The sequence below is a fragment of the Variovorax sp. OV084 genome, from assembly GCF_900111625.1.
GTDB lineage: Bacteria > Pseudomonadota > Gammaproteobacteria > Burkholderiales > Burkholderiaceae_C > Variovorax.
This window is the reverse complement of the sequence record NZ_FOII01000025.1, coordinates 14,918-36,864: the sequence shown is the minus strand read 5'-3', so window position 1 is coordinate 36,864 and position 21,947 is coordinate 14,918. Positions and strand designations below refer to the sequence as shown.

20 protein-coding genes and 4 tRNA genes are annotated in these 21,947 nt (G+C 65.2%); 10 read left to right on the top strand and 14 right to left on the bottom strand.

Translation table 11 applies throughout. The annotated features are described in order from the left end of the window. Window positions 1-2 precede the first annotated feature (2 nt). From rbsK to BMW87_RS31560, 6 genes are all read left to right on the top strand, one after another. On the top strand, window positions 3-947 hold the full coding sequence (rbsK, locus tag BMW87_RS31585; RefSeq protein WP_093081843.1) for a ribokinase: 945 nt from the start codon (window positions 3-5) through the stop codon (window positions 945-947). Window positions 948-960: 13 nt separating this feature from the next. Next, the gene (locus tag BMW87_RS31580) at window positions 961-2,013 is read left to right on the top strand and encodes an ABC transporter permease (RefSeq protein WP_177192888.1); all 1,053 of its coding nucleotides are present in this window, start codon (window positions 961-963) and stop codon (window positions 2,011-2,013) included. Window positions 2,014-2,021: 8 nt separating this feature from the next. After that, window positions 2,022-3,026, top strand: a complete 1,005-nt coding sequence (locus BMW87_RS31575) for a substrate-binding domain-containing protein (protein WP_093059600.1) — start codon at window positions 2,022-2,024, stop codon at window positions 3,024-3,026. 11 nt (window positions 3,027-3,037) lie between these two features. Then, window positions 3,038-4,627: a sugar ABC transporter ATP-binding protein gene (locus BMW87_RS31570; protein ID WP_177192887.1), complete on the top strand. Its 1,590-nt coding sequence runs from the start codon at window positions 3,038-3,040 to the stop codon at window positions 4,625-4,627. Continuing rightward, entirely contained in the window at window positions 4,624-5,667 is a 1,044-nt protein-coding gene (locus BMW87_RS31565; protein ID WP_093059604.1) for an ABC transporter permease, read from the top strand. The genes BMW87_RS31570 and BMW87_RS31565 overlap by 4 nt, the downstream gene beginning before the upstream one ends. A gap of 432 nt (window positions 5,668-6,099) precedes the next feature. Further along, complete coding sequence (locus BMW87_RS31560) at window positions 6,100-6,369, top strand: hypothetical protein (protein WP_093059610.1); 270 nt, start codon at window positions 6,100-6,102, stop codon at window positions 6,367-6,369. A 12-nt stretch (window positions 6,370-6,381) separates the two neighbouring features. Here BMW87_RS31560 and BMW87_RS31555 read toward each other — a convergent pair whose 3' ends face one another. The 9 genes from BMW87_RS31555 to BMW87_RS31515 form a co-directional block, all read right to left on the bottom strand. Continuing rightward, window positions 6,382-7,143 carry an ABC transporter permease gene (locus tag BMW87_RS31555; RefSeq protein ID WP_093059616.1) on the bottom strand — a complete coding sequence of 254 codons (762 nt, stop codon included), beginning with the start codon at window positions 7,141-7,143 and terminating at the stop codon, window positions 6,382-6,384. Further along, window positions 7,140-8,216, bottom strand: a complete 1,077-nt coding sequence (locus BMW87_RS31550) for an ABC transporter ATP-binding protein (RefSeq protein ID WP_093081841.1) — start codon at window positions 8,214-8,216, stop codon at window positions 7,140-7,142. Before BMW87_RS31550 ends, BMW87_RS31555 begins: the two co-directional genes overlap by 4 nt. Window positions 8,217-8,225: 9 nt before the next feature. Further along, entirely contained in the window at window positions 8,226-10,619 is a 2,394-nt protein-coding gene (locus BMW87_RS31545) for a DNA polymerase II (protein ID WP_093081885.1), read from the bottom strand. Window positions 10,620-10,863: 244 nt separating this feature from the next. Continuing rightward, window positions 10,864-10,951: transfer RNA gene (locus BMW87_RS31540), tRNA-Ser, on the bottom strand. Between the two features lie 32 nt (window positions 10,952-10,983). Continuing rightward, complete coding sequence (gene hemW, locus BMW87_RS31535) at window positions 10,984-12,246, bottom strand: radical SAM family heme chaperone HemW (RefSeq protein WP_093059679.1); 1,263 nt, start codon at window positions 12,244-12,246, stop codon at window positions 10,984-10,986. Further along, window positions 12,246-12,845, bottom strand: coding sequence for a non-canonical purine NTP pyrophosphatase (locus tag BMW87_RS31530; protein ID WP_093081840.1), 600 nt, complete (start codon window positions 12,843-12,845; stop codon window positions 12,246-12,248). Before BMW87_RS31530 ends, hemW begins: the two co-directional genes overlap by 1 nt. A gap of 53 nt (window positions 12,846-12,898) precedes the next feature. Then, a complete protein-coding gene (gene rph / locus BMW87_RS31525; protein WP_093059683.1) occupies window positions 12,899-13,633 on the bottom strand; it encodes a ribonuclease PH in 735 nt (244 codons plus the stop codon). 40 nt (window positions 13,634-13,673) lie between these two features. After that, a complete protein-coding gene (locus tag BMW87_RS31520) occupies window positions 13,674-14,582 on the bottom strand; it encodes a PP2C family protein-serine/threonine phosphatase (protein WP_093059685.1) in 909 nt (302 codons plus the stop codon). A gap of 4 nt (window positions 14,583-14,586) precedes the next feature. Beyond that, window positions 14,587-15,594 carry a serine/threonine protein kinase gene (locus BMW87_RS31515; protein ID WP_042673779.1) on the bottom strand — a complete coding sequence of 336 codons (1,008 nt, stop codon included), beginning with the start codon at window positions 15,592-15,594 and terminating at the stop codon, window positions 14,587-14,589. Between the two features lie 91 nt (window positions 15,595-15,685). On the opposite strand from BMW87_RS31515, the gene BMW87_RS31510 reads away from it, so the two are divergent. The 4 genes from BMW87_RS31510 to BMW87_RS31495 all read left to right on the top strand — a co-directional run bounded on the left by BMW87_RS31510 (window position 15,686) and on the right by BMW87_RS31495 (window position 19,837). Then, complete coding sequence (locus BMW87_RS31510) at window positions 15,686-16,609, top strand: YicC/YloC family endoribonuclease (RefSeq protein WP_093059687.1); 924 nt, start codon at window positions 15,686-15,688, stop codon at window positions 16,607-16,609. Window positions 16,610-16,623: 14 nt separating this feature from the next. Beyond that, window positions 16,624-17,244: a guanylate kinase gene (gene gmk / locus BMW87_RS31505; RefSeq protein ID WP_093059689.1), complete on the top strand. Its 621-nt coding sequence runs from the start codon at window positions 16,624-16,626 to the stop codon at window positions 17,242-17,244. Between the two features lie 40 nt (window positions 17,245-17,284). Further along, window positions 17,285-17,488, top strand: coding sequence for a DNA-directed RNA polymerase subunit omega (rpoZ, locus tag BMW87_RS31500; RefSeq protein WP_007835875.1), 204 nt, complete (start codon window positions 17,285-17,287; stop codon window positions 17,486-17,488). A gap of 93 nt (window positions 17,489-17,581) precedes the next feature. Beyond that, window positions 17,582-19,837 (top strand): RelA/SpoT family protein, encoded by a 2,256-nt coding sequence (locus BMW87_RS31495; RefSeq protein ID WP_093081838.1) that lies wholly within the window; start codon window positions 17,582-17,584, stop codon window positions 19,835-19,837. Between the two features lie 7 nt (window positions 19,838-19,844). On the opposite strand, the gene greB is transcribed toward BMW87_RS31495, so the two are convergent. From greB to hrcA, 5 genes are all read right to left on the bottom strand, one after another. After that, window positions 19,845-20,420, bottom strand: a complete 576-nt coding sequence (greB, locus tag BMW87_RS31490; protein ID WP_093059692.1) for a transcription elongation factor GreB — start codon at window positions 20,418-20,420, stop codon at window positions 19,845-19,847. A gap of 57 nt (window positions 20,421-20,477) precedes the next feature. Continuing rightward, a tRNA-Arg gene (locus BMW87_RS31485) sits at window positions 20,478-20,554 on the bottom strand. Between the two features lie 117 nt (window positions 20,555-20,671). Continuing rightward, a tRNA-Arg gene (locus tag BMW87_RS31480) sits at window positions 20,672-20,748 on the bottom strand. Window positions 20,749-20,810: 62 nt separating this feature from the next. Beyond that, window positions 20,811-20,887, bottom strand: a tRNA-Ile gene (locus BMW87_RS31475). A 31-nt stretch (window positions 20,888-20,918) separates the two neighbouring features. After that, window positions 20,919-21,926, bottom strand: a complete 1,008-nt coding sequence (gene hrcA, locus BMW87_RS31470; RefSeq protein WP_093059694.1) for a heat-inducible transcriptional repressor HrcA — start codon at window positions 21,924-21,926, stop codon at window positions 20,919-20,921. Window positions 21,927-21,947 lie beyond the last annotated feature (21 nt).

The window sequence follows — 21,947 nt, the reverse complement described above, 5'->3', positions numbered from 1 at the left end:
CCATGACCGTCCTCACTTCCAGGCAGCACGGCGTCGCCGTGCTCGGCATCTTCGTTGCCGACCTTGCGTTTCGCGCGTCCAGCCTTCCGGGCGTGGGCCAGACCATCGCCGGCTCTGGCTTCGCAATGGGCCCGGGCGGCAAGGGATCGAACCAGGCCGTGGCAGCCGCACGCGCAGGCGCCGGGGTCACGTTCATCTCCAAGCTGGGGCAGGACGCCTTCGGCAACGACGCGCTCGCCCTGTGGTCGCGCGAGGGCATCACGCCGCGCGCGCCGCAGGTGACGGCGCAGCCGACCGGCGCGGCGTTCATCTACGTTCATGAAGTCACCGGCGACAACGCCATCATCGTGGTGCCAGGCGCCGCGATGCTGATCGACGCCGCCGACGTCGACGCGGCAGCCGATGCGATCCGCGGCGCACGCGTGTTCGTCACCCAGCTCGAGCAGCCGGCCGCCGCCGCGCGCCGCGGGCTGGAGATTGCCCGCGAGGCCGGCACGCTCACCGTGTTCAACCCCGCGCCCGCCCTGCCCTTCGACGACGCGCTCTACGCACTGTGCGACTACATCACGCCCAACGAGCACGAAGCCGCAGCCCTGAGCGGCATGCCCGTCGAAACCATCGAGGACGCGCGCCGCGCGGGCGACTTCTTCCTCGCCAAGGGCGTGGGCTGCGCGCTCATCACGCTCGGCGACAAGGGCGCCCTGCTGCACAGCGCCAGCGGCTCCGAGCACATTCCGGTGTTCCGCGCCGGCGCGGTGAAGGAAACCACCGGCGCGGGCGACGCCTTCAACGGCGGCTTTGCGGCCGCGCTGGCCGAGGGCGCCACCGCCCGCGAGGCGGCGCGCTTCGGCGCGGCGGTCGCGGCCATCTCCGTGACACGTGCCGGCACGGCGCCCTCGATGCCCACGCGCGCCGAGGTCGATGCGCTGCTGGCCCGCGTCGCCTGACAGGACCCTGCCCATGAAGCTCAGGTTTTCAGACCGCGAACTCAACTTCCTGGTCGGCATCAACGTCCTCATCCTCGTGGTGGCGACGGTGCTGTCCAAGGGGGACTTTCTCGACGTCTACAACTTCCAGTCCATGGGTGGCCAGCTGCCCGAACTCGGCCTGCTGGCCATGGGCGTGGCGCTGTCGATGATCTCGGGCAACGGCGGCATCGACCTGTCGGGCGTGGCGCTGGCCAACCTGGCGGGCGTGGTGGCCGCCACCCTCGCGCCGCAGCTGGTCGCACCCGATGTGTCGCCCTGGCTCTACACCGGCTGGTTCGCCGCCATCGCGCTGGCGGTGGGCCTGGCCGGCGGATTGCTCAACGGCGTGCTGATCGCGAAGGCGGGCCTCACGCCCATCCTCTGCACGCTGGGCACGCAGCTGCTCTACACCGGCCTGGCAGTGGTGCTCACGGGTGGCTCCAGCCTGCGCGTGGGCGATGCCGAGGCGCTCTCGGCCATCGGCAACGAGATGGTGCTGGGCGTGCCGATTCCGTTCGTGATCTTCCTCGTGATGCTGCTGGCCGTCGGCTGGCTGCTGCGGCAAAGCCCCTTCGGCATCCGCCTGTTCCTGCTCGGCACCAACGCCAAGGCAGCGCGCTACGCCGGCATCTCGCAGGCCCGCATGCTGATCGCGACCTACGCGCTGTGCGGATTCCTCGCAGCCGTGGCCGGCGTGATCATTGCCGCGCGCACCGCGAGCGTGAAGTCGGACTACGGCAACTCCTACCTGCTGATCGCCATCCTCATCACGGTGATGGCGGGCGTGCGGCCGCAGGGCGGCTACGGACGCATGGTGTGCCTGTTCTTCTCGGCGGTGGCGCTGCAGCTGCTGTCGAGCACCTTCAACCTGCTGGGCATTTCCAACTTCTTCCGCGACTGCGCCTGGGGCCTGCTGCTGCTGTTCTTCCTGGCCTACGGGCGCTTCGGCCTGCAGGACCTGCGCATCTTTCTTTCCACTTCGCGCTCCAGCGCACCGCCGCACCAGCTCCCTCCTGGCGCGACGCAAAGAAACCCCGAGGGCTAGGAGACAACATGCTGAAGAAAACAAAGATCGCCTGCACCGCACTCGCCCTCACCACCGTGGCCTTCGCCTCGGCACTGCACGCGCAGGGCAAGCCGCAAGACATCGTCACCGTGGTGAAGATCACCGGCATCAGCTGGTTCAACCGCATGGAAGTGGGGGTGAAGGAATTCGGCGCGAGCACGCCGGGCGTGACCACGCGCCAGATCGGCCCGGCCCAGTCGGACGCCGCGCAGCAACAGCGCCTGGTCGAAGACCTGGTGGCCAAGAAGGTCGACGCCATCGCCGTGGTCTCGATGGACCCGCCCACGCTGGAGCCGGTGCTCAAGCGCGCGATGGAGCGCGGCATCAAGGTCGTGACGCACGAGGCCGACAACCAGAAAAACACCATGGTCGACATCGAAGCCTTCGACAACACGGCCTACGGCGCGCGCATCAACGAGCGCCTGGCGGCCTGCATGGGCCAGCAGGGCAAGTGGACCTCGCTGGTGGGTTCGCTGGGCAGCCAGTCGCAGGTGCAGTGGGCCGACGGCGGCGCCTCGAACGCGAAGAAGTACCCCAAGATGCAGCTCGTCGATGCCAAGAACGAATCGCTCAACGACGCCGAGAAGGCCTACGGCAAGGCCAAGGAAATGCTGCGCAAGCACCCCGACCTGAAGGGCTTCCAGGGCTCGTCGTCGCTCGACGTGCTGGGCATCGGCCGGGCCGTGGAAGAAGCCGGCCTGCAGGGCAAGGTCTGCGTGTTCGGCACGGGCCTGCCCAGCGAGGCGGCCAAGTTCCTCGAGTCGGGCGCGGTCGGCGGCATTGCCTTCTGGGACCCGAAGGATGCCGGCCTCGTCATGAACAAGGCAGCCAAGATGCTGATCGACGGCAAGACCATCACCGACGGCACCGACATGGGCGTGCCGGGCTACAACAAGGTCTCGGTCAAGAAGGGACCGGGCGTCGGCATCGTCGTCACGGGCCAGGCCTGGGTCGAGGTCGACAAGCAGAACTACAAGAAGTACGCCTTCTGAGCCTGCGAACCATGACTCTTGCAGCAGCGCCCTCCACGCCCGTTCCGCACTTTCCGGCCGCGCCGGCGGGGCGCCGCGTCTTTCTCGAGGTGCAGGACGTGCACAAGCGCTTCGCGGGCGTGCACGCGCTGCGCGGCATCGACCTGACGATCGAGGCCGGCGAGATCTACCACCTGCTCGGCGAGAACGGCTGCGGCAAGAGCACGCTGATCAAGATCATCTCGGGCGCGCAGCCGCCGAGCCAGGGCCGCATCGTGATCGACGGCAGGCCGCACGATGCGCTGTCGCCGCTTCAGGCGCTCACGCTCGGCATCGAGACGGTCTACCAGGATCTGTCCCTGCTGCCGAACATGAGCGTGGCCGAGAACGTCGCGCTCAGCGAGCAGTTGGTGAGCACCGGCGGCAAGCTGGCGCGCTGTTTCGACGGCAAGGCGGTCGCGGCCACGGCCGTGCGTGCGCTGGAGACGGTGAAGCTGCCGACCGACGCCGCCTTCCTGGCGCGCCGCGTCGACGAACTGCCCATTGCCACGCGCCAGCTGGTGGCGATCGCGCGCGCCGTGGCCACGCGCGCGCGCATGGTCATCATGGATGAGCCCACCACCTCGCTCACGCAGAAGGAAGTGGACAACCTCGTGCACGTGGTCGAGGCGCTGCGCGCGCAGGGCGTGGCGGTGCTGTTCGTGAGCCACAAGCTCGACGAGTGCATGGCCATGGGCGGCCAGGCCATCGTGTTCCGCGACGGCACCAAGGTCGCGCAGGGACCGATCAAGGGTTTCACCAAGGCCGAGCTCGCGCACTGGATGACCGGCAAGCAGCTCGACGGCGCCCGCTACCGTCACCGCTCGCACGACGGCGACGTGCTGCTGGAGGTCGAGGCGCTGGGCCGCGGCACGCAATTCAGCGACGTGGGCTTCACGCTGCACAAGGGCGAGATCCTGGGCATCACCGGGCTGCTCGACTCGGGGCGCAACGAGCTGGCGATGGCGCTCGCGGGCGTGCAGGCCGCGGACCGCGGCCGCATCTCGCTCGCAGCGAAGGAGATCACGCTGAAGACACCGGCCGACGGCATCCGCCAGGGCATCGGCTATGTGCCCGAAGACCGGCTCAGCGAAGGCCTCTTTCTCGACAAGCCCATCCGCGACAACATCGTCACGGCCGTGCTCGGCCGCCTGCGCGGGCGCTTCGGCGCGCTCGATGCGCGCCAGTGCCAGGCGCTGGCCGAACGCACCGTGGCCGACCTGCAGATCGCTACGCCCGACGTGGACCGCCCGGTGCAGTCGCTCTCGGGCGGCAACCAGCAGCGCGTGCTCATCGGCCGCTGGCTCGCCATCGATCCGCGGGTGCTGATCCTGCACGGCCCGACCGTGGGCGTGGACGTCGGCTCGAAAGACACCATCTACCGCATCGTGCAGCGGCTGGCCGAGCAGGGGCTGGGCGTGATCCTGGTCAGCGACGACCTGCAGGAACTGCTGCAGAACTGCGACCGCATCCTGCTGATGCGCAAGGGCCGCATCGCCCACGACTTCGACGCGCAAGGGCTGGCCGAAAGCGAGCTGTACCGCGCGCTGGTTTCCGACACCCCCTCTCCCGCATTCTCATGACGGCTTCCACCATGCAAGCGCACACCACCGCTGTGCCCGCAGCGCCCGAGCCCCGGGCCCGCACGTCCTGGCGCCACTGGCTCGCGCAGCGCCCCTCGGTCTTCACACTGGCGCTGATCGTTCTGGTGAGCCTGGTGGTGGGCGCGATCAACCCGAGCTTCTTCCAGTTGCCGGTGCTGTTCGACATCGTGCGCGCCTGCACGGTGCTGGGCCTGTTCGCGCTCGGCGTGCTGATCGTGCTGGCCGCGGGCGGCATCGACGTGTCGTTCGCGGCGATTGCCGCGCTCACGATGTACAGCATCACCAAGCTCGTGCTGAACTACTTTCCGGAAGCGCCGATCGCGCTGCTGCTGGTGGCGGGTGCGGCCAGCGGCGCGGTGCTCGGCGTGCTCAACGGCCTGCTGGTGCACTGGCTCAAGGCGCCCTCGCTGATCGTGACCATCGGCACGCAGTACCTGTACCGCGGCATCCTGCTGACCTTTGTCGGCACCGTGTTCTTCATGAACGTGCCGCTGCCGATGGATGCCTTCGGCAAGCTCGCGCTCTGGCGCTTCGACACGCCGCAGGGCCTGCACGCGGTGCTGCCGGCCACCGTGCTGGTGCTGGCTGGCGCGGCGGTGCTGACCTGGTGGCTGCTGAACCGCACGCTGATCGGCCGCGCGGTGTACGCCATCGGCGGCAGCCTGGCAATCGCGGAGCGGCTGGGCTACAACCTGCGCACCGTTCACGTCTTCGTGTTCGCGTACGCGGGTTTCCTGTCGGGCCTGGCGGGCATCGTGCATGTGTCGAGCACGCGGCTGGCCAATCCTTTCGACCTGGTGGGCAACGAACTGGACGTGATCGCCGCCGTGATCCTCGGCGGCGCCCGCATCACCGGCGGCAGCGGCACCGTGGGCGGCACGCTGCTCGGCGTGGTGCTGGTCACGCTGATCAATAACGTGCTGATCCTGGCGGGAGTGCCCAGCACCTGGCAGAAGGTCATCATCGGAGCCTTCATCCTCGTGGCCGGGGCTTGCTTCGCGATGCGCAAGCAGGGCTGAGGGCTTCACGCCGCTACGCGCGAGCAGGTTGACGGCCTTCGGGATGTGAAGGCCCGGCAGCCATGTCGCCGCGCCCGGCTCGACTGAAGCCGCCCTCGTTTGCCCTGAGCTCCGGGGAAAGTGGCACTGGCAGTGGACAGCACCGATCGGCGGCATGCGTGTGCGCGTCGATGAGGCCCTGCATTACCAACCTCCCCCAAGGTTCACGCACCGGATGTCTGGGCCTGCCGCCCCCTCGCCGCCCCCTCGTTCGACGGAAGAAATCTTCTCGTCTGAAATCCCCTTTTGCGGCAATTCTAGAAATGGGGGTGCCATTTCTCTTGTCTCTGCATGCATGGCGATTGATCCTGCGTGCCGATCCCGGGCCCTTCGGGGCCCTTTCCATGGGATATGCTGCGCCGCGCAATCTTTGTTTGAACTTGGAGTAACTCGATGGAAGACGTGAAGATCCTTCAGATCATGCCCGCCGAAGGGTGGGTCGCTGTGTACGACGGCGGCGATGAAGGAGAAATGGAAGAGCCGCTGGCCTGTTTTGCGCTGGTGCAGGTCGACTACAAGAATGGCGACGGCATCCAGACCGAAGTGCGCGGAATGGCGCCCGACGAAAAGCTCATGGCGTTCGTGGAAGACGCTACCAACTTCGTGACGGTTCGCCGCGCTGAAGAAGCCGACGACGAAGAGGAAGACGAGGCGGCCGAGTAGTTACACACCCAATCAAACCTTGAGCCTGTACCCGGTCTTGAAGATCCAGCGCACGGCGATCAGGCACAGCGCCAGGAAAACCAGCGTCACGCTCATGCTGATCGGCAGGCTCACGTCGGAGACGCCGTAGAAGCTCCACCGGAACCCGCTGATCAGGTAGACCACCGGATTGAACAGCGAGACCTTCTGCCAGAACGGCGGCAGCATGTTGATCGAATAGAAGCTCCCACCGAGGAAGGTCAGCGGCGTGACGATCATCAAGGGAATGATCTGCAGCTTTTCGAAGCCGTCAGCCCAGACGCCGATGATGAAACCGAACAGGCTGAACGTCACCGCGGTGAGCACGAGGAACGCCACCATCCACAGCGGGTGCGCGATCTCGTACGACACGAACAACCGGGCGGTGATCAAGATGATGACTCCGAGGATGATCGACTTGCTCGCCGCCGCGCCGACGTAACCGCACACGACCTCGACATACGAGACGGGAGCGGACAGCACCTCGTAGATCGTGCCCGAGAACTTGGGAAAGTAGATGCCGAACGAGGCATTGGCGATGCTCTGCGTCAGCAGCGAGAGCATCACCAGGCCCGGGATGATGTAGGCGCCGTAGGCGATGCCGTCGACATCCACCATGCGCGAGCCGATGGCCGAACCGAAAACGACGAAATAGAGCGACGTGGAGAGCACGGGCGAGGCCACGCTCTGCATCAGCGTGCGCCACGTGCGCGCCATCTCGAACAGGTAGATGGCGCGGATTGCGTACATGTTCATGCTTGCCCCCTCACCAGGCTGACGAAGATTTCCTCCAGCGAGCTTTCGGAGGAGTGCAGGTCCTTGAAATCGATTCCGAGTTCGCCGAGCTGGCGCAAGAGGCCGGCGATCTGGTTGTCGTCGCCCTGCTTGTCGAAGGTATAGATCAGCGAGTGGCCGTCGTCGGCCAGATCGAGCTGGTAGCGGCCGACGAGTGCTTCGGGAATGGCAGCCAGCGCGTTCCGAAGGCTCAGCGTCAATTGCTTCTTGCCGAGTTTTTTCATCAGCGCGGCCTTGTCCTCCACCAGGATGAGCTCGCCCTTGCGAATCACGCCGATGCGGTCGGCCATCTCCTCGGCCTCTTCGATGTAATGCGTGGTCAGGATGATGGTGACGCCGCTTTCCCGCAGCTTGCGCACCATCTCCCACATGCCGCGCCGCAACTCCACGTCGACGCCGGCGGTGGGCTCGTCGAGAAAAAGAATCCGGGGTTCATGCGACAGGGCCTTGGCGATCATCACGCGACGCTTCATGCCGCCCGAAAGCGCCATGATCTTGGAGTCCTTCTTGTCCCAGAGGGAAAGATCGCGAAGCACCTTCTCGATATGGGCCGGATTGGGCGAGTAGCCGAACAGGCCGCGGCTGAAGCTCACCGTGCCCCATACGGTTTCGAAGGCGTCGGTGGCCAGCTCCTGGGGCACCAGCCCGATCTTCGTGCGTGCGGCCCGGAAGTCGGTGACGATGTCGTGCCCATCGGCCAGCACCGTGCCTTCGCTCGGGTTGACGATGCCGCAGATGATGTTGATCAGCGTTGTCTTGCCCGCCCCGTTGGGGCCGAGCAGCGCGAATATCTCTCCTTGGTGGATGTCCAGATCGACACGCTTGAGTGCCTGGAATCCCGACGCGTAAGTCTTGGAAAGCTGATTGACCGAGACGATTGAAGGCACGAGACCTCTCTTGAGTCTGTAGGGGGAGTCTGGAATCTTACGCTTGGGTCGCGCTGGGGCTGAGGCTGCACTCGCTGCCTCCTGGAGCGCGCAGTCGAAGTGGCAACCGGCCGCCTCAAAAGCTGAGGAGGTCTTGAGCACTTCCATTCGATCTCGCTAGAAGAGCCCGCGTTGTGACGTCGTCAAAGCCATGAAGCTTTCTCCAATGGGCTGAAGAATGGCATCGGCAATCGGCTGAAGCTGCCTGGTCAGGTAGTGCTCGTAGTCGATTCGGGACTGACGAATCTCCATGGGTTCAGGGCCGCTGCGAGTCATGACATACCGGATCCAGCCGCCGTTCTGATACTGCCTGGGTCGGTTGACCCGACTGTTGTGATCGTCGGCAATCCTTGCCGCACGTACCTGCGGCGGTACGTTGACCAGGTAGGCATCGAGGCGGTGGCGCAGGCGCTTCCTGTAGATGAGCAGGTCGTCCATCTTGCCCGCCAGCAGCGCCTCTGCATAGTCGGTCACGAACTCCTTGTAGGGCTCGTCGTGGAAGATGCGCGAAAGCAGGCCCTCCTGGAACTGGCGCGCCAACGGGGTCCAGTCGCTGCGGGCCATCTCGAGACCGCGGTAGACCATCTCTTCCTTGCCGTTGGCGTCGACGCTCAGGCCCGCATACCGCTTCTTGCTGCCCACGTCCGAGCCGCGAATGGTCGGCATGAAGAACTTCTTGTAGTGGGTGTCGAACTCGATCTCGAGGAAGTTCTGCAGGCCGTGCTCCTCGCGAAGGGAGTTCGTCCACCACGCATTGATGTCTCTCACCAAGGTGGTCGCGACGGCGTGCGCGTTCTCGTTGGTGTGGGTACGCCTGAGCCAGATGAAGATGGAGTCGGTGTCGCCGTAGATGACTTCGTAGTCCCGGTCTTCCACGAATTCGCGCGTGAGCTTCATCATCTCGTGGCCACGAAGGGTGATGGCGGACACCAGCTTGGGATTGAAGAAACGGCAGTCGGCTGCACCCAGCACGCCGGCGAAGGAGTTCATGAGCAGCTTCAGGGCCTGGGACAGCGGCTCGTTCTTCGTCCGCTTGGCCTCGTCCCGGGCGCGCCAGAGCGTGGTCACGATTTCCGGCAGGCAGTGCTTTTCGCGCGAGAAGACAGTTCCCTGCGGGCCCTTGACGAGCATGGTCGCGTCGCCAGCGTTCGAGCCCTCGATGAAGCCGACCGGATCGACAAGAAAGGTTCGGATGATCGAGGGGTAGAGGCTCTTGTAGTCCAGCACCACGACGGAGTCGTAGAACCCCGGCTTCGAGTCCATCACGTAGCCGCCGGGGTAGGCCTTGCTCGCAATCTCGCCCACGTTCGGCGCCACGTAGCCCTGGCGATGCATCCGCGGCAGGTAGTGGTGGCTGAACGCGGCGATGGAGCCACCGAAGTGGTCGGCCTGCAGGCCTGTGGTCTGGGCCCGCTCCATCACGAACTGCAGCAGCTTCGCCTTGTCGAAGATGCGCAGGACCAGCTCGCAGTCCCGGATGTTGTAGAGCGCGAGCGCGGGCTTGTCTTCCTGGTACCGCCGCTCGATCTCCGCCATCTTGTCGTACTCGTCGCCGATGGCCTTGCCCTCGCCCAGCAACGTTTGCGAGACGGTCTCCAGGCTGAAGGAGGGAAAGCTCCACACGGCGGCCTTGAGGGCGTCGATGCCGTCGATGATCACCCGGCCGGGCATGGGCGCGAACAGGTAGCCCTGCTTGCCCGGATGGGTGCGCCATTCGATGGGCCGCCGCTCCCGCCCCAGAAGGAGCTGCGTCCCACACTCGTTGGCTGTCTTCTGAAGCACTCGCAGGTCGAACTGGATGACGTTCCAGCCGATGATGACGTCCGGGTCGTTTCGCTCGAACCAGTCGTTGAGCTTCTCGATCATGGCCTTGCGGGTCGGGCAATAGATGAGCGAAAAGTCCATGGGCCCACCCGACCCTGATGACTGCTCGCTCGGCTCGGGTGGCGGCTCGCCCAGCATGAACACGACACGGTCTTGCGTACCGTCCAGCGCAATCGAATAGAGCGCTTCGTGCTGGCTGGTCTCGATGTCCAGCGACACCACCTTCAGCACCGGCCGGAACTCGGGCGCTGGCTTGAGCTTGCAGTCGACGATGGTGGAGCGGTCTGCCCGCCCTCCTTCCACCAGCACGCCAGCGGTGATGAACCGTTCCATCAGGTAGCGATCGTGCGGGCGCACATCGGCTTCGAGCAAGGGAACGCCCTGTGCCTGGAGAGCACGCATCAACCGGCCGAGCTGGCGGAAGTGCTTCGCATAGACACCAGTGACGGGTTCCTGATGAAAAGTCTTCAGCTCGAGCTCACGCATCTGCAGGCCTGGCATGGCCATGAGGTGCGCTTCTACCGCCGCCCTGTGCCGGGTTGCGACGAATGCGACGGAGGTCTGGGAGGTCAGGACCACTTTCACCGGCCCCGCATCTGTTGCCAGCCAGTACTCGATCTCCGTGCCGGCGGGAGCATCCCGCCAGTGGCGAGTGAGGATGAAGCCCTTGAGTTCGGTGGACGTCACGAGAGCTTGGCGAATCGGATAGGGCAAGAGAGTGGACTTGGCGTGGCCGATTTTCGCCCGGACCTGTCCAATTGCCGTTTGCGCAGGCGGGGGCCAGGCAGTCCCGTGTCATCTGCCCCGCTGGAAGTCAACCACGCTTGTGCAAAGCAGTCCAAAACGAACCAGCTCAGCACAACAATAAAAGGGGGCAAAAAAGGGGCAAAGTATCCGCCCTGCTCGCAAGCCCGCGTGAATACCGGGTTGCTGGCGGAGAGTGTGAGATTCGAACTCACGGACGCTTTCACGTCGGCAGTTTTCAAGACTGCTGGTTTAAACCACTCACCCAACTCTCCGGAACTGCCGATTTTATGCCGACGGCGCCGCCCTACTCTTCGTCGGGCAGGAACATCGCCTGCAGATCGCTCAGAAAATCCAGCCCGCGCTCGGTCGGCCACACGCGGAACAGGTCGCGTGCCACGAGCCCCTTGCGCTCCGCTTCTTCCAGACCGCGTTGGATCGACGTCATCGCCAGCCCCGTGCGTTCGCTGAATTGCGGCAGCGTGAAGCCGGTCTTCAGCCTCAGTGCATTGAGCATGAACTCGAACGGCAGATCGGCCAGTGCCACTTCGTCGCTCTGCGACACCGCGGCGCCCGCGCGCGCGTTCTCCATGTACAGGCGCGGCTCGCGAAAGCGCACCTGCCGCACGATACGGTGCGCAAAGCTCAACTTGCTGTGCGCGCCGGCCCCAATACCGAGATAGTCGCCGAACTGCCAGTAGTTGAGGTTGTGCGCGCATTGGTGCCCCTCACGCGCATAGGCCGACACCTCGTAGCGCGACATGCCGTTGGCGCTGGTGCGCTCGGTGATGCGGTCGAGCATGGCGTAGGCGATGTCGTCCTCGGGCAGCGTGGGTGGGAACTTGGCGAACCAGGTGTTGGGCTCGATGGTCAGGTGGTACACCGAGATGTGCGGCGGCGCGAGGGCCAGTGCCTGCGAGAGGTCGGCGTCGAGGCCTTCCAAAGTCTGGCCTGGCAGCGCGTACATCAGGTCGAGGTTGAAGGTGTCGAAGGTGCTCGCGGCCTCTTCCAGGGCAGCGATGGCCTGCGCGCGGTCATGCACGCGGCCCAGCGCCTTCAGGTGCTCGTCGTTGAAGCTCTGCACGCCCACCGAAAGGCGCGTGACGCCGGCCGAGCGGTACGCGCGGAAGCGGTTGCGCTCGAAGGTGCCGGGGTTGGCTTCCAGCGTGATCTCGCAGTCGGGCGCGAGCTTGAGGCGTGCGCGCACGTCGCCCAGCAAGCGGTCGATGGCTTGCGGCGAAAACAGGCTGGGCGTGCCGCCGCCGATGAAGATGGTGTGGACCGTGCGGCCCCAGATGAGCGGCAGTGCGGCGTCGAGATCGGCTACCAGCGCGTCGATGTACGCCGCTTCGGGAATGCCGTCGATCTCGGCCTCGCTCGTGGCGCGCCATTCGTGCGAGTTGAAGTCGCAGTACGGGCACTTGCGCAGGCACCACGGCAGGTGGATGTAGAGCGACAACGGCGGCAGCGCGCTGAGCTGCAGCGGACCGGGCCGCATCCAGTGCAGCACGTCGTTGGCCTGCGGCGCGCCCGTGGGCTGCGCCGGCAGGATCGGGAAGGTGGTGGCCATTACAGCCAGCGCTCGCGCATCAACGCCAGCATGGCCTGCGCCGCGCGACCGCGGTGGCTGTTGGCGTTCTTCACTTCTGGCGGCAGCTGGGCAAAGGTCTTGCCGAAGGCCGGCAGGAACATGACGGGGTCGAAGCCGAAGCCGTTGTCGCCAACGGGCGCGGGCGCGATCTCGCCGACCACGCGGCCGACGGCGATGAGCGGCTCGGGGTCGTCATGGCTGCGCAGCGCGACCAGCGTGCTCACGAGCGCGGCGCGGCGGTTGGCCACGCCGTCGAGCTGTTCGAGCAGCGCCTTCACGTTGTTGGCGTCGCCCTTGGTGTAGCCGAACTGCGTGGCGTAGAAGGCGGTGTCGACGCCCGGCAGGCCGCCGAAGGCATCGACACACAGGCCCGCGTCGTCGGCCATGGCCGGCAGGCCGGTGGCGGCGCTGGCATGGCGCGCCTTGGTCAGCGCGTTCTCGACGAAGGTGCGGAAGGGTTCTTCAGCCTCGCTCACGCCCAGCGCCGACTGAGGCACCAGGGTGACGGCCAGTTCGGCAAACAGTTGCTGGAGTTCAGCGAGCTTGCCTGCGTTGTTGGAAGCCAGAACCAGTTTCATAAAAAGTCAAAAGTGGCTGTGACGCCCGATTGACGAGCGCCAGTAGCTGTTGGTCAGTTCGATGGCAGCAGCGCCTGCTGCTGCAGGGTCACGAGCTCGCCGATGCCCTTCTCGGCCAGGCCGAGCAGGATGTTCATTTCGTCGCGCGTGAAGGCCACGCCTTCGGCCGTGCCCTGCACTTCGACGAAATGGCCGGCGCCGGTCATGACGACATTCATGTCGGTGTCGCAGGCCGAGTCTTCGGTGTACTCGAGGTCGAGCAGCGGTGTGCCTTCGACGATGCCAACCGAGATGGCGGCCACGTGGCCCTTGATGGGCGAGGCCTTGAGGGTGCCGGCGGCCAGCAGCTTGTTGACGGCGTCCTGCGCGGCGACAAAGGCGCCGGTGATGGCCGCGGTGCGCGTGCCGCCGTCTGCCTGCAGCACGTCGCAGTCAAGGTGGATGGTGCGTTCGCCGAGCACGGCGAGGTCGAATACAGCGCGCATCGAGCGGCCGATGAGGCGCTGGATTTCCTGCGTGCGGCCGGTCTGCTTGCCCTTGGCTGCCTCGCGGCTGCTGCGGGTGTGCGTGGCGCGCGGCAGCATGCCGTATTCGGCGGTGACCCAGCCTTCGCCGCTGCCCTTCTTGTGCGGCGGCACCTTTTCTTCGACCGAGGCGGTGCACAGCACACGGGTCTGGCCGAACTCGATCAGCACCGAGCCTTCGGCGTGGATGGTGAAGCCGCGGGTGATGCGTACGGGGCGCAGCTGGTCGGCGGCGCGGCCGCCGCTCCGTGTGAAAGCAGTCATTTGTTTGAGAACCGGAAAGAAAAAGAAAAGCCGCGCGCGCTCAGGTCTTGCGTGCGGCGGAACGGCGAATGGCTTCGTTGATTTCGGCGATGGAGCGCTCGATGGCGTCTTCGTCGAGGTCGTCGATTTCGTTGTCCGACGGCATGCCTGCCTGGATGGTCGAGGCGAACACGCCGTCTTCGATGGTTTCGGTGGATACGCCGCTGCGATCGTCGCCCGTGCTGTCGGGCATTTCCCATTCGAGCGCGATCAGCGTGACGTTGTCGCTGTGGGCGCCGCCCTTGCGCAAGGCCATCTCGGCGAGATCGGGCGCGGCGTCGGACACGGGCTTGTCGGACGAGAGGGTGTGCACGATCAATTCGTCATCGAGCACGCCCCAGACGCCGTCGGAGCACAACATGATGCGGTCGCCGCGCTGCAGCTGCAGCGGCGCCGAGACGTCGAACAGCGGCGTGGTCGGCGAGCCGAGGCAGGTCAGCAGCAGATTGCGGTTGACGGGCATGTCGGAGCCGTGCGGCTTGGGGCGTTCGGCGTGCGAGTGGTCGCGCGTGCGCACCAGCAGGCGGCCGTCGCGCACGACGTACAGGCGCGAATCGCCGCAGTGCATCCAGGTGGCGGTCGTGCCCTGGAGCACGGCCGCGACGACGGTGGTGCGCGGAGTATCGAGCATGGCCTTGTGGCTCGCGTAACGCATGATCTGCTGATGCGCGGCCATGGCCGACTCGGCCAGGAAGGCCTTCGCGTCCTTCACGACCGGGCGCGCCTCGCGCTGATAGAGCGCGGCAATGGTCTGCAGCGCCAGCTGCGCCGCAACCTCGCCTTCCGGGTGGCCGCCCATGCCGTCGGCCAGCACGAACAGGCTCGATTCCCGCGTGTAGCAATAGCCCATGCGGTCTTCGTTCTTGAGACGTCCGCCCTTGCGGCTGACCTGGAAGACGGAGAATTTCATGATGTCATGCAGGGCGCGTGGTGGGCGCAGCAGCCTTGGGCAGACTCTTCTTGTCGAAGGAGCGGATGTTGTCGATCGACAGGCGCACTTTCTCGCCCACCGTGAGCTTGGTGTAGCGGCGCTCGCCTTCGCGGCTGAGCTCCTTCTGCAGCGCGAAGACCGATTGCGGGCGCGACAGCGGGTCGAGCGACATGCACCACTCGACCACCTCGATCAGGTTGTCGGAGTACACGCCCCGCAGGCGCGACAGCGACAGGCTGAGCCGGTCTTTCTCGATGCGCCTGGGCGCGTCATTGGGCGGATAGCCCTGCATGCAGGCGTAGATGCAGGCGCCGATGGCGTAGATGTCGGTCCACGGGCCCATCGACGAATCGCGCCGGTACATCTCGGGGGCGGCGAAGCCGGGGGTGTACATCGGGCGGATGAAGATGCCTTCCTTGCTGAGCACTTCGCGCGCGGCGCCGAAGTCGATCAGCACGGCGCGGTCGTCGTCGGTGACGAAGATGTTGGCCGGCTTGATGTCCAGGTGCAGCATCTTGTACTGGTGGACGATGCGCAGGCCGCGCAGGATCTCGTCGAACAGCGAACGGATGGTCGACTCGCGAAACACCTTCTGCTTCTTCAGGTCGCGCGCCGTGACCACGAAATCCTGCAGGGTCGCGCCCTCCAGGTAGTTCATGACCATGTAGACGGTTTCGTTCTCGCGGAAGAAATTGAGCACGCTGACCACCGAGGCGTGCGAGATCTGCGCGAGCGAGCGGCCCTCTTCGAAGAAGCTCTTGAGCCCCAGCCGGTAGAGTGACAGCTTCTCCGGCGGCACCTGCGGCGCGAGCTCGCCCGGCCCCCGCGTGGCAAGCGAAGACGGCAGATATTCCTTGATGGCCACCTGCTGTCCGCTGGGGTCGATGGCGAGATAGACGACACCGAACCCACCTGCGGAAAGCCGGCGTACAACGCGGTAACCACCAATGACCGTATCGGGCAACAGGGGCGTAGGCTTGACCTTTGACATAATCCGGGAGTTTCGCCCGAAGGCGATGGTGCGGCAAGCGAACGCCGTGCCGACGCCTCGGTGCATGCAAGCAAAACCACAGTGAGGCGCAATGCCAGTTTACAGCATGACCGGCTACGCCAGCGGCCAGAACGGGTCCGCAGGCAGCCACTCCGAAGCCGAGGCACGGCCTGCCGCCGCGGGTCGGCTCGGGGTAGAAATCCGCTCGGTCAACAGCCGCTTCCTCGATCTCACCTTCAAATTGCCGGAGGAACTGCGCCAGCATGAAACCGCGCTGCGCGAGCTGCTCACGGGCAAGCTCAAGCGCGGCAAGGTCGAAGTACGGGCCGCCATCGAGAACACGGCCCAGGCCGGTGTGGTCGAGCCCTCCGTCAAGCTGCTCCAGCGGCTCAACGGGGTGCAGGACAGCATCAAGGCCTGGTTGCCCAGCGCCCGCGACCTGAGCGTAGCCGACGTGCTGCGCCTGGCCGGCGGCGACAGCGCCGCCCGCGGCGACTGGGGCCCCGACCTGCTCGATGTCGCCGGCAAGGCGCTCGAAGGCCTGATGTCGGCCCGCCAGCGCGAAGGCGCGCGGCTGGCCAAGATGCTCGAAGCCCATCTGGGCCAGTTGCGCACCCTGGTGCTGCAGGCGGGCCCGCTGGTGCCGCAACTGGTCGAACAGCAGCGCACCCGCTTCCTGGAGCGCTGGCAGGAGGCCATGGGCCTGACCGCCGGCACGGGCGGCACGCTGCCCGAAGCCGCCCAGGACCGCGCGCTGACCGAAGCCACCGCCTTTGCGATCCGCATCGACGTGGCCGAAGAGCTCACCCGGCTGAACTCGCACCTCGACGAGATCGAGCGGCTGCTAAAAAAGGGCGGAGAAATCGGCAAGCGCCTCGACTTCCTGATCCAGGAGCTGCACCGCGAGGCCAACACGCTGGGCTCGAAGTCGGCGGCGCTGGAGCTCACGCGCATCGGCGTGGACATGAAGGTCCTGATCGAGCAGATGCGCGAGCAGGTGCAGAACATCGAATGACGACGAGCGAAAGAATGGATTACCCCGGCAATATCTTCGTGGTGGCCGCGCCCAGCGGGGCCGGCAAATCGAGCCTTGTCAAGGCGCTCATGGAGCTCGATTCGGCCGTGCAGCCCTCGGTCTCGCACACGACCCGGTCGCCGCGCGGGCAGGAAAAGCACGGCCGCGAGTACTTTTTTGCCTCGCCGACGGAGTTCGACGCCCTGATCGCGGCGGACGGCTTCGTGGAATGGGCCCATGTGCACGGCCACCGGTACGGCACCTCCAAGAGGGCCATCGAGGAGCGGATCGCCCAGGGGGCCGACGTCATCCTCGAAATCGACTTCCAGGGTGCACTGCAGATCCGCAAGACCTTCGCCAACGCGGTCATGATCTTCATCCTGCCGCCCAGCTGGGAAGAATTGCGCTCCCGCCTCGAACGGCGCGGCGAAGACAGCGCCTCGGTCATCGAATTGCGCCTGAAGAACGCCGCCGAAGAGATGGCCAGGGCGGGGGAATTCGACTTCGTTATAATCAACGAGTTATTTGAGCGCGCGCTTTTCGATCTCAAGGCGATCGTCCACGCTCAGCGGCTCCGGTATTCCGCACAGCGCCGTGCACGTGCCGACACATTCGCCGCACTGAACATCCCCTGATATCCGAGTTCATCCGCTCACAGACAGAAAGATTCTCATCATGGCCCGCATCACCGTCGAAGACTGTCTCGTCAATATTCCGAACCGTTTCCAGCTCGTCCTGGCCGCCACGTACCGTGCGCGCATGCTGAGCCAGGGCCATGCCCCCAAGATCGAGAGCAAGAACAAGCCCGCCGTGACCGCCCTGCGCGAAATCGCCGAAGGCAAGATCGGCCTCGAAATGCTCAAGAAGGTGCCGGGCTGATCTGACGCAGCCCTGCAACGAAAAGGCACCGCAAAGCGGTGCTTTTTTTATGCCTGAACGCGTCCATACAGCGGTCACGCTAAAGTGGTAGCCATGAGCGCGGTAGCCAAATCTCAGTCCCATGCCCCCAAGGGCACGCCGAAGCCGAGTCCGGCTGCGCTGAACGCGGCCGCCGCAAGCTTTGCCGCACTGACCGCGCGCCTCGACTACCTGAGCCCCGAAGACACCGAGCTGGTCCGCCGCGCCTACCGCTTCGCCGACGAGGCCCACCTCGGACAGCTGCGCAACAGCGGCGAGCCGTACATTACCCACCCCATCGCCGTGGCGGCGCAATGCGCCGAGTGGAAGCTCGATGCGCAGGCGCTGATGGCGGCCCTGCTCCACGACGCCATCGAAGACTGCGGCGTCACCAAGCCCGAACTCATCGAGCGCTTTGGCGCCCCGGTGGCCGAACTGGTCGACGGGCTGACCAAGCTCGACAAGCTGCAGTTCAACACCCGCGAAGAAAACCAGGCCGAGTCGTTCCGCAAGATGCTGCTGGCCATGGCGCGCGACGTGCGCGTGATCCTGGTCAAGCTGGCGGACCGCACGCACAACATGCGCACGCTGGCCGATGCGCCGCGCGAGAAGTGGGGTCGCATCTCGCGCGAAACGCTGGAGATCTACGCGCCCATCGCGCATCGCCTCGGGCTGAACCAGACCTACCGCGAGCTGCAGGAGCTGTCGTTCCGGCATCTGAAACCGTGGCGCTATGCCACGCTGTCGAAGGCCGTGGCCAAGGCGCGGGGCCGACGCCGCGACCTGATCCAGAAGGTGCAGCGCGAGGTCGAAACCGCCTTTGCCGCAGCAAACATGACGCTGCGCATCGCGGGGCGCGAGAAAACGCTCTATTCGATCTATCGCAAGATGGAAGAAAAGCACCTGAGCTTCGCCCAGGTGACCGACATCTACGGCTTCCGCCTGATCGTGCCGAACGTGATCGCCTGCTACACCGGCCTGGGCATCCTGCACCAGATGTACAAGCCCCTGCCGGGCAAGTTCAAGGACCACATCGCGATCGCCAAGCTCAACGGCTACCAGTCGCTGCACACCACGCTCGTCGGCCCTGCCGGCGTGAGCGTCGAGTTCCAGTTGAGGACCGAGGCAATGCATGTGGTGGCCGAATCGGGCGTGGCTGCACACTGGCTGTACAAGGCGGCCGAACCGAACGCGGCCAGCAACGACCGGCTGGGCACCAAGTGGCTGCAGTCGCTGCTCGACATTCAGGACGAAACACGCGACGCCGCCGAGTTCTGGGACCACGTCAAGGTCGACCTGTTTCCGGATGCGGTCTATGTGTTCACGCCCAAGAGCCAGATCATGGCCCTGCCCCGCGGCGCCACGGTGGTCGACTTTGCCTACGCCATCCACAGCAACATCGGCGACCACACCTCGGCCGCGCGCATCAACGGCGACCAGGTGCCGCTGCGCACCGAGCTCAAGAACGGCGACGTGGTCGAAGTGATCACCGCGCCGGTGTCGACGCCCAATCCGGCCTGGCTGGGCTTCGTGCGAACCGGCCGGGCGCGCTCCAAGATCCGCCACTATCTGAAGACCCTGGCGCACGCCGAGTCGGAAGGCCTTGGCGAAAAGCTGCTCGCGCAGGCACTGCGCGCCGAAGGCCTGAGCAAGCTGCCCGAGGAAGACGAGGAACACCAGGCGCTGTGGGAGAAGCTGCTGCGCTTCACCGGCAACCGCACCCGCTCCGAACTGCTGACCGACATTGGCCTGGGCAAGCGCATTGCCAGCATTGTCGCGAAGCGGCTGGTGGCAATGCTCTCCGAACTGGGCGAAAGGCCCGATGCGCTGCTGCTGAGCCGCGAGCGCTTCATCTCGCACGAAACCGTGTCGCAGGGGGCGGTCACGCTGGATGGAAGCGAAAACTCGTCGGTGCGCTTTGCGCTGTGCTGCCGGCCGATTCCGGGCGACCAGATCGTCGGCTACCTCGGCCATGGCGAAGGTCTGGTGGTACACACGGAAGACTGCGGCGTTGGCCAGCGGCTGCGCCATAAAGACAGCGAACGCTTCTTCGCCGTCGAGTGGGCGGACGAACCCACGCGCGCCTTCGAGACCGGCGTGGTCATCACCGTGCGCAACGACAAGGGCGTGCTGGCGCGGGTCGCAGCCACGCTGGCCGATGCGGAAGCAGACATCACCCATGTGGAAATGGCCGACGAAACCCCGCAGGATTCGACCGACCTGCGCTTCGTGATCGCCGTGCGCGACCGCACGCATCTGGATGCCGTGTTGCGCGCGGCCCGACGTACCGCGTCGGTGCTGACCGCGTCGAGGACGGTTCCCGCCCCCTGAGGCGCCGTTACGCCGCGGCTGGGCGCGGCGCCGGATAGCTCACGGACAGAATCTCGACCTCGTGCGCCCCGCCCGGCGTGACGAGCTTCACCACGTCGCCTTCGCGCGACTTGAGCAGCGCCCGCGCAATCGGCGAAATCCAGCTGACCTGCGACTTCGCGCTCTCCGCTTCGTCGATGCCTAGGATCGTGACGCTGCGCTCGTCACCCATCTCGTCGGCATAGCGAACGGTGGCGCCGAAGAAGATCTGATCGCGACCGTGGTGCACCGAAGGATCGGTGACCTCCGCGATTTCGAGGCGCTTGGTGAGAAAACGGATGCGGCGATCGATCTCGCGCAGGCGCTTCTTGCCGTAGAGGTAGTCGCCGTTCTCGGAGCGGTCACCGTTCTTGGCCGCCCAATGCACGGTTTCGACGATCTTCGGCCGCTCCTCGTCCATCAGCTGCAACAGTTCGTCGCGCAGGCGCGCGTAGCCTTCGGGGGTGATGTAGTTCTTGCTGCCTGCGGGCAACGGAGGCAAAGCGCCATCGGCGCCGTCGTCATCCCCGTCAGAGTCTGTTTCCTTGGTGAATGCCTTGCTCAAAGCAGAATCCTCCAAATGAAAAAAGCCCGCAACTTTCGTTGCGAGCTTTTCTTGTAATGGTGCGGCTGGCAGGAATTGAACCCACGACCCCTTGGTTCGTAGCCAAGTACTCTATCCAACTGAGCTACAGCCGCACAGCTTGCAATTATAGCCCGCTTTCTTCGACCCTTTTTGCATTTGCCCGGCCGAATCCACGCGAAGGCACAAAAGAAAAATGCCCGGAAGATGAATCTTCCGGGCATTTCTGGAGATGGTGCGGCTGGCAGGAATTGAACCCACGACCCCTTGGTTCGTAGCCAAGTACTCTATCCAACTGAGCTACAGCCGCTGAGCCTTCGATTATAGCCTGTTCTGAGGCTCGTTCCGAAAACGGGCAAAAACAAGAAGCAGTGGTAGGCCGTGATGGGCTTGAACCATCGACCAACGGATTATGAGTCCGCTGCTCTAACCAACTGAGCTAACGGCCCACGCGGCACGATTCTATTCGCGCTGCGGCGCCTACTTGCGATGGCTCAGCGCATTGCTCACCAGGCGCGACGTGATGTCGACGATCTGGATCATGCGCTCGTAGGGCATGCGCGTCGGCCCGATCACGCCCAGCGTACCCACGACCTGTCCATCGACCTCGTAGTTGGCGCTGACGATGGAGAGTTCTTCGAAGGGCACCACCTGGCTTTCGCCGCCAATGAAGATGCGCACCCCTTCGGCCTTGCTCGACACGTCGAGCAGGCGCATCAACTGGGCCTTCTGCTCGAAGAGTTCGAAGGCACGGCGCAACTGCCCCATGTCGCTGGAGAAATCGCTCACCGCCAGCAGGTTGCGCTCACCGGAGATCACGACGTCGTCTTCCTGCGCCTCGTTCAGCACTTCGGAACTGACCTGCACCGCGGCCTGCATCAGCGCAGCGATCTCGCCACGCAGCTTTTCGACCTCGGACTGGAGACGATCGCGCACCTGCTCGATAGTCAGGCCCGCATAGTGCGCATTGATGTAGTTCGAGGCCTCGACCAGCTGCGACTGCGAATAGTCGGCCTCCGGAAAGATCACCCTGTTCTGCACGTCGCCATCGGGCGAGACGATGATCACCAGCAGGCGCCGGTCAGAGAGCTTCAGGAACTCGATCTGCTTGAACACCGAAGCGCGCCGCGGCGCCATCACCACGCCAACGAACTGCGACAGGTTCGACAACAGATGCGCCGCATTGGCGATCACTTTCTGCGGCTGGTCGGGCGCGAGGCTCGGCGTGCTCATCTGTTCGCGCTGCGCGGTCAGCATGGTGTCGACGAAGAGGCGGTATCCACGGTGCGTCGGAATGCGGCCGGCCGAGGTGTGCGGGCTGGCGATCAGCCCCAGCGCCTCGAGGTCGGACATGACGTTGCGGATGGTCGCTGGCGACAGATCGAGCCCCGAGGAACGCGACAGCGTGCGCGAGCCGACGGGTTGCCCGTCGGCGATGTAGCGCTCGACGAGCGTCTTGAGCAGCAACTTGGCACGGTCGTCCAGCATTGCAAGATTTTAGTGTTGTAA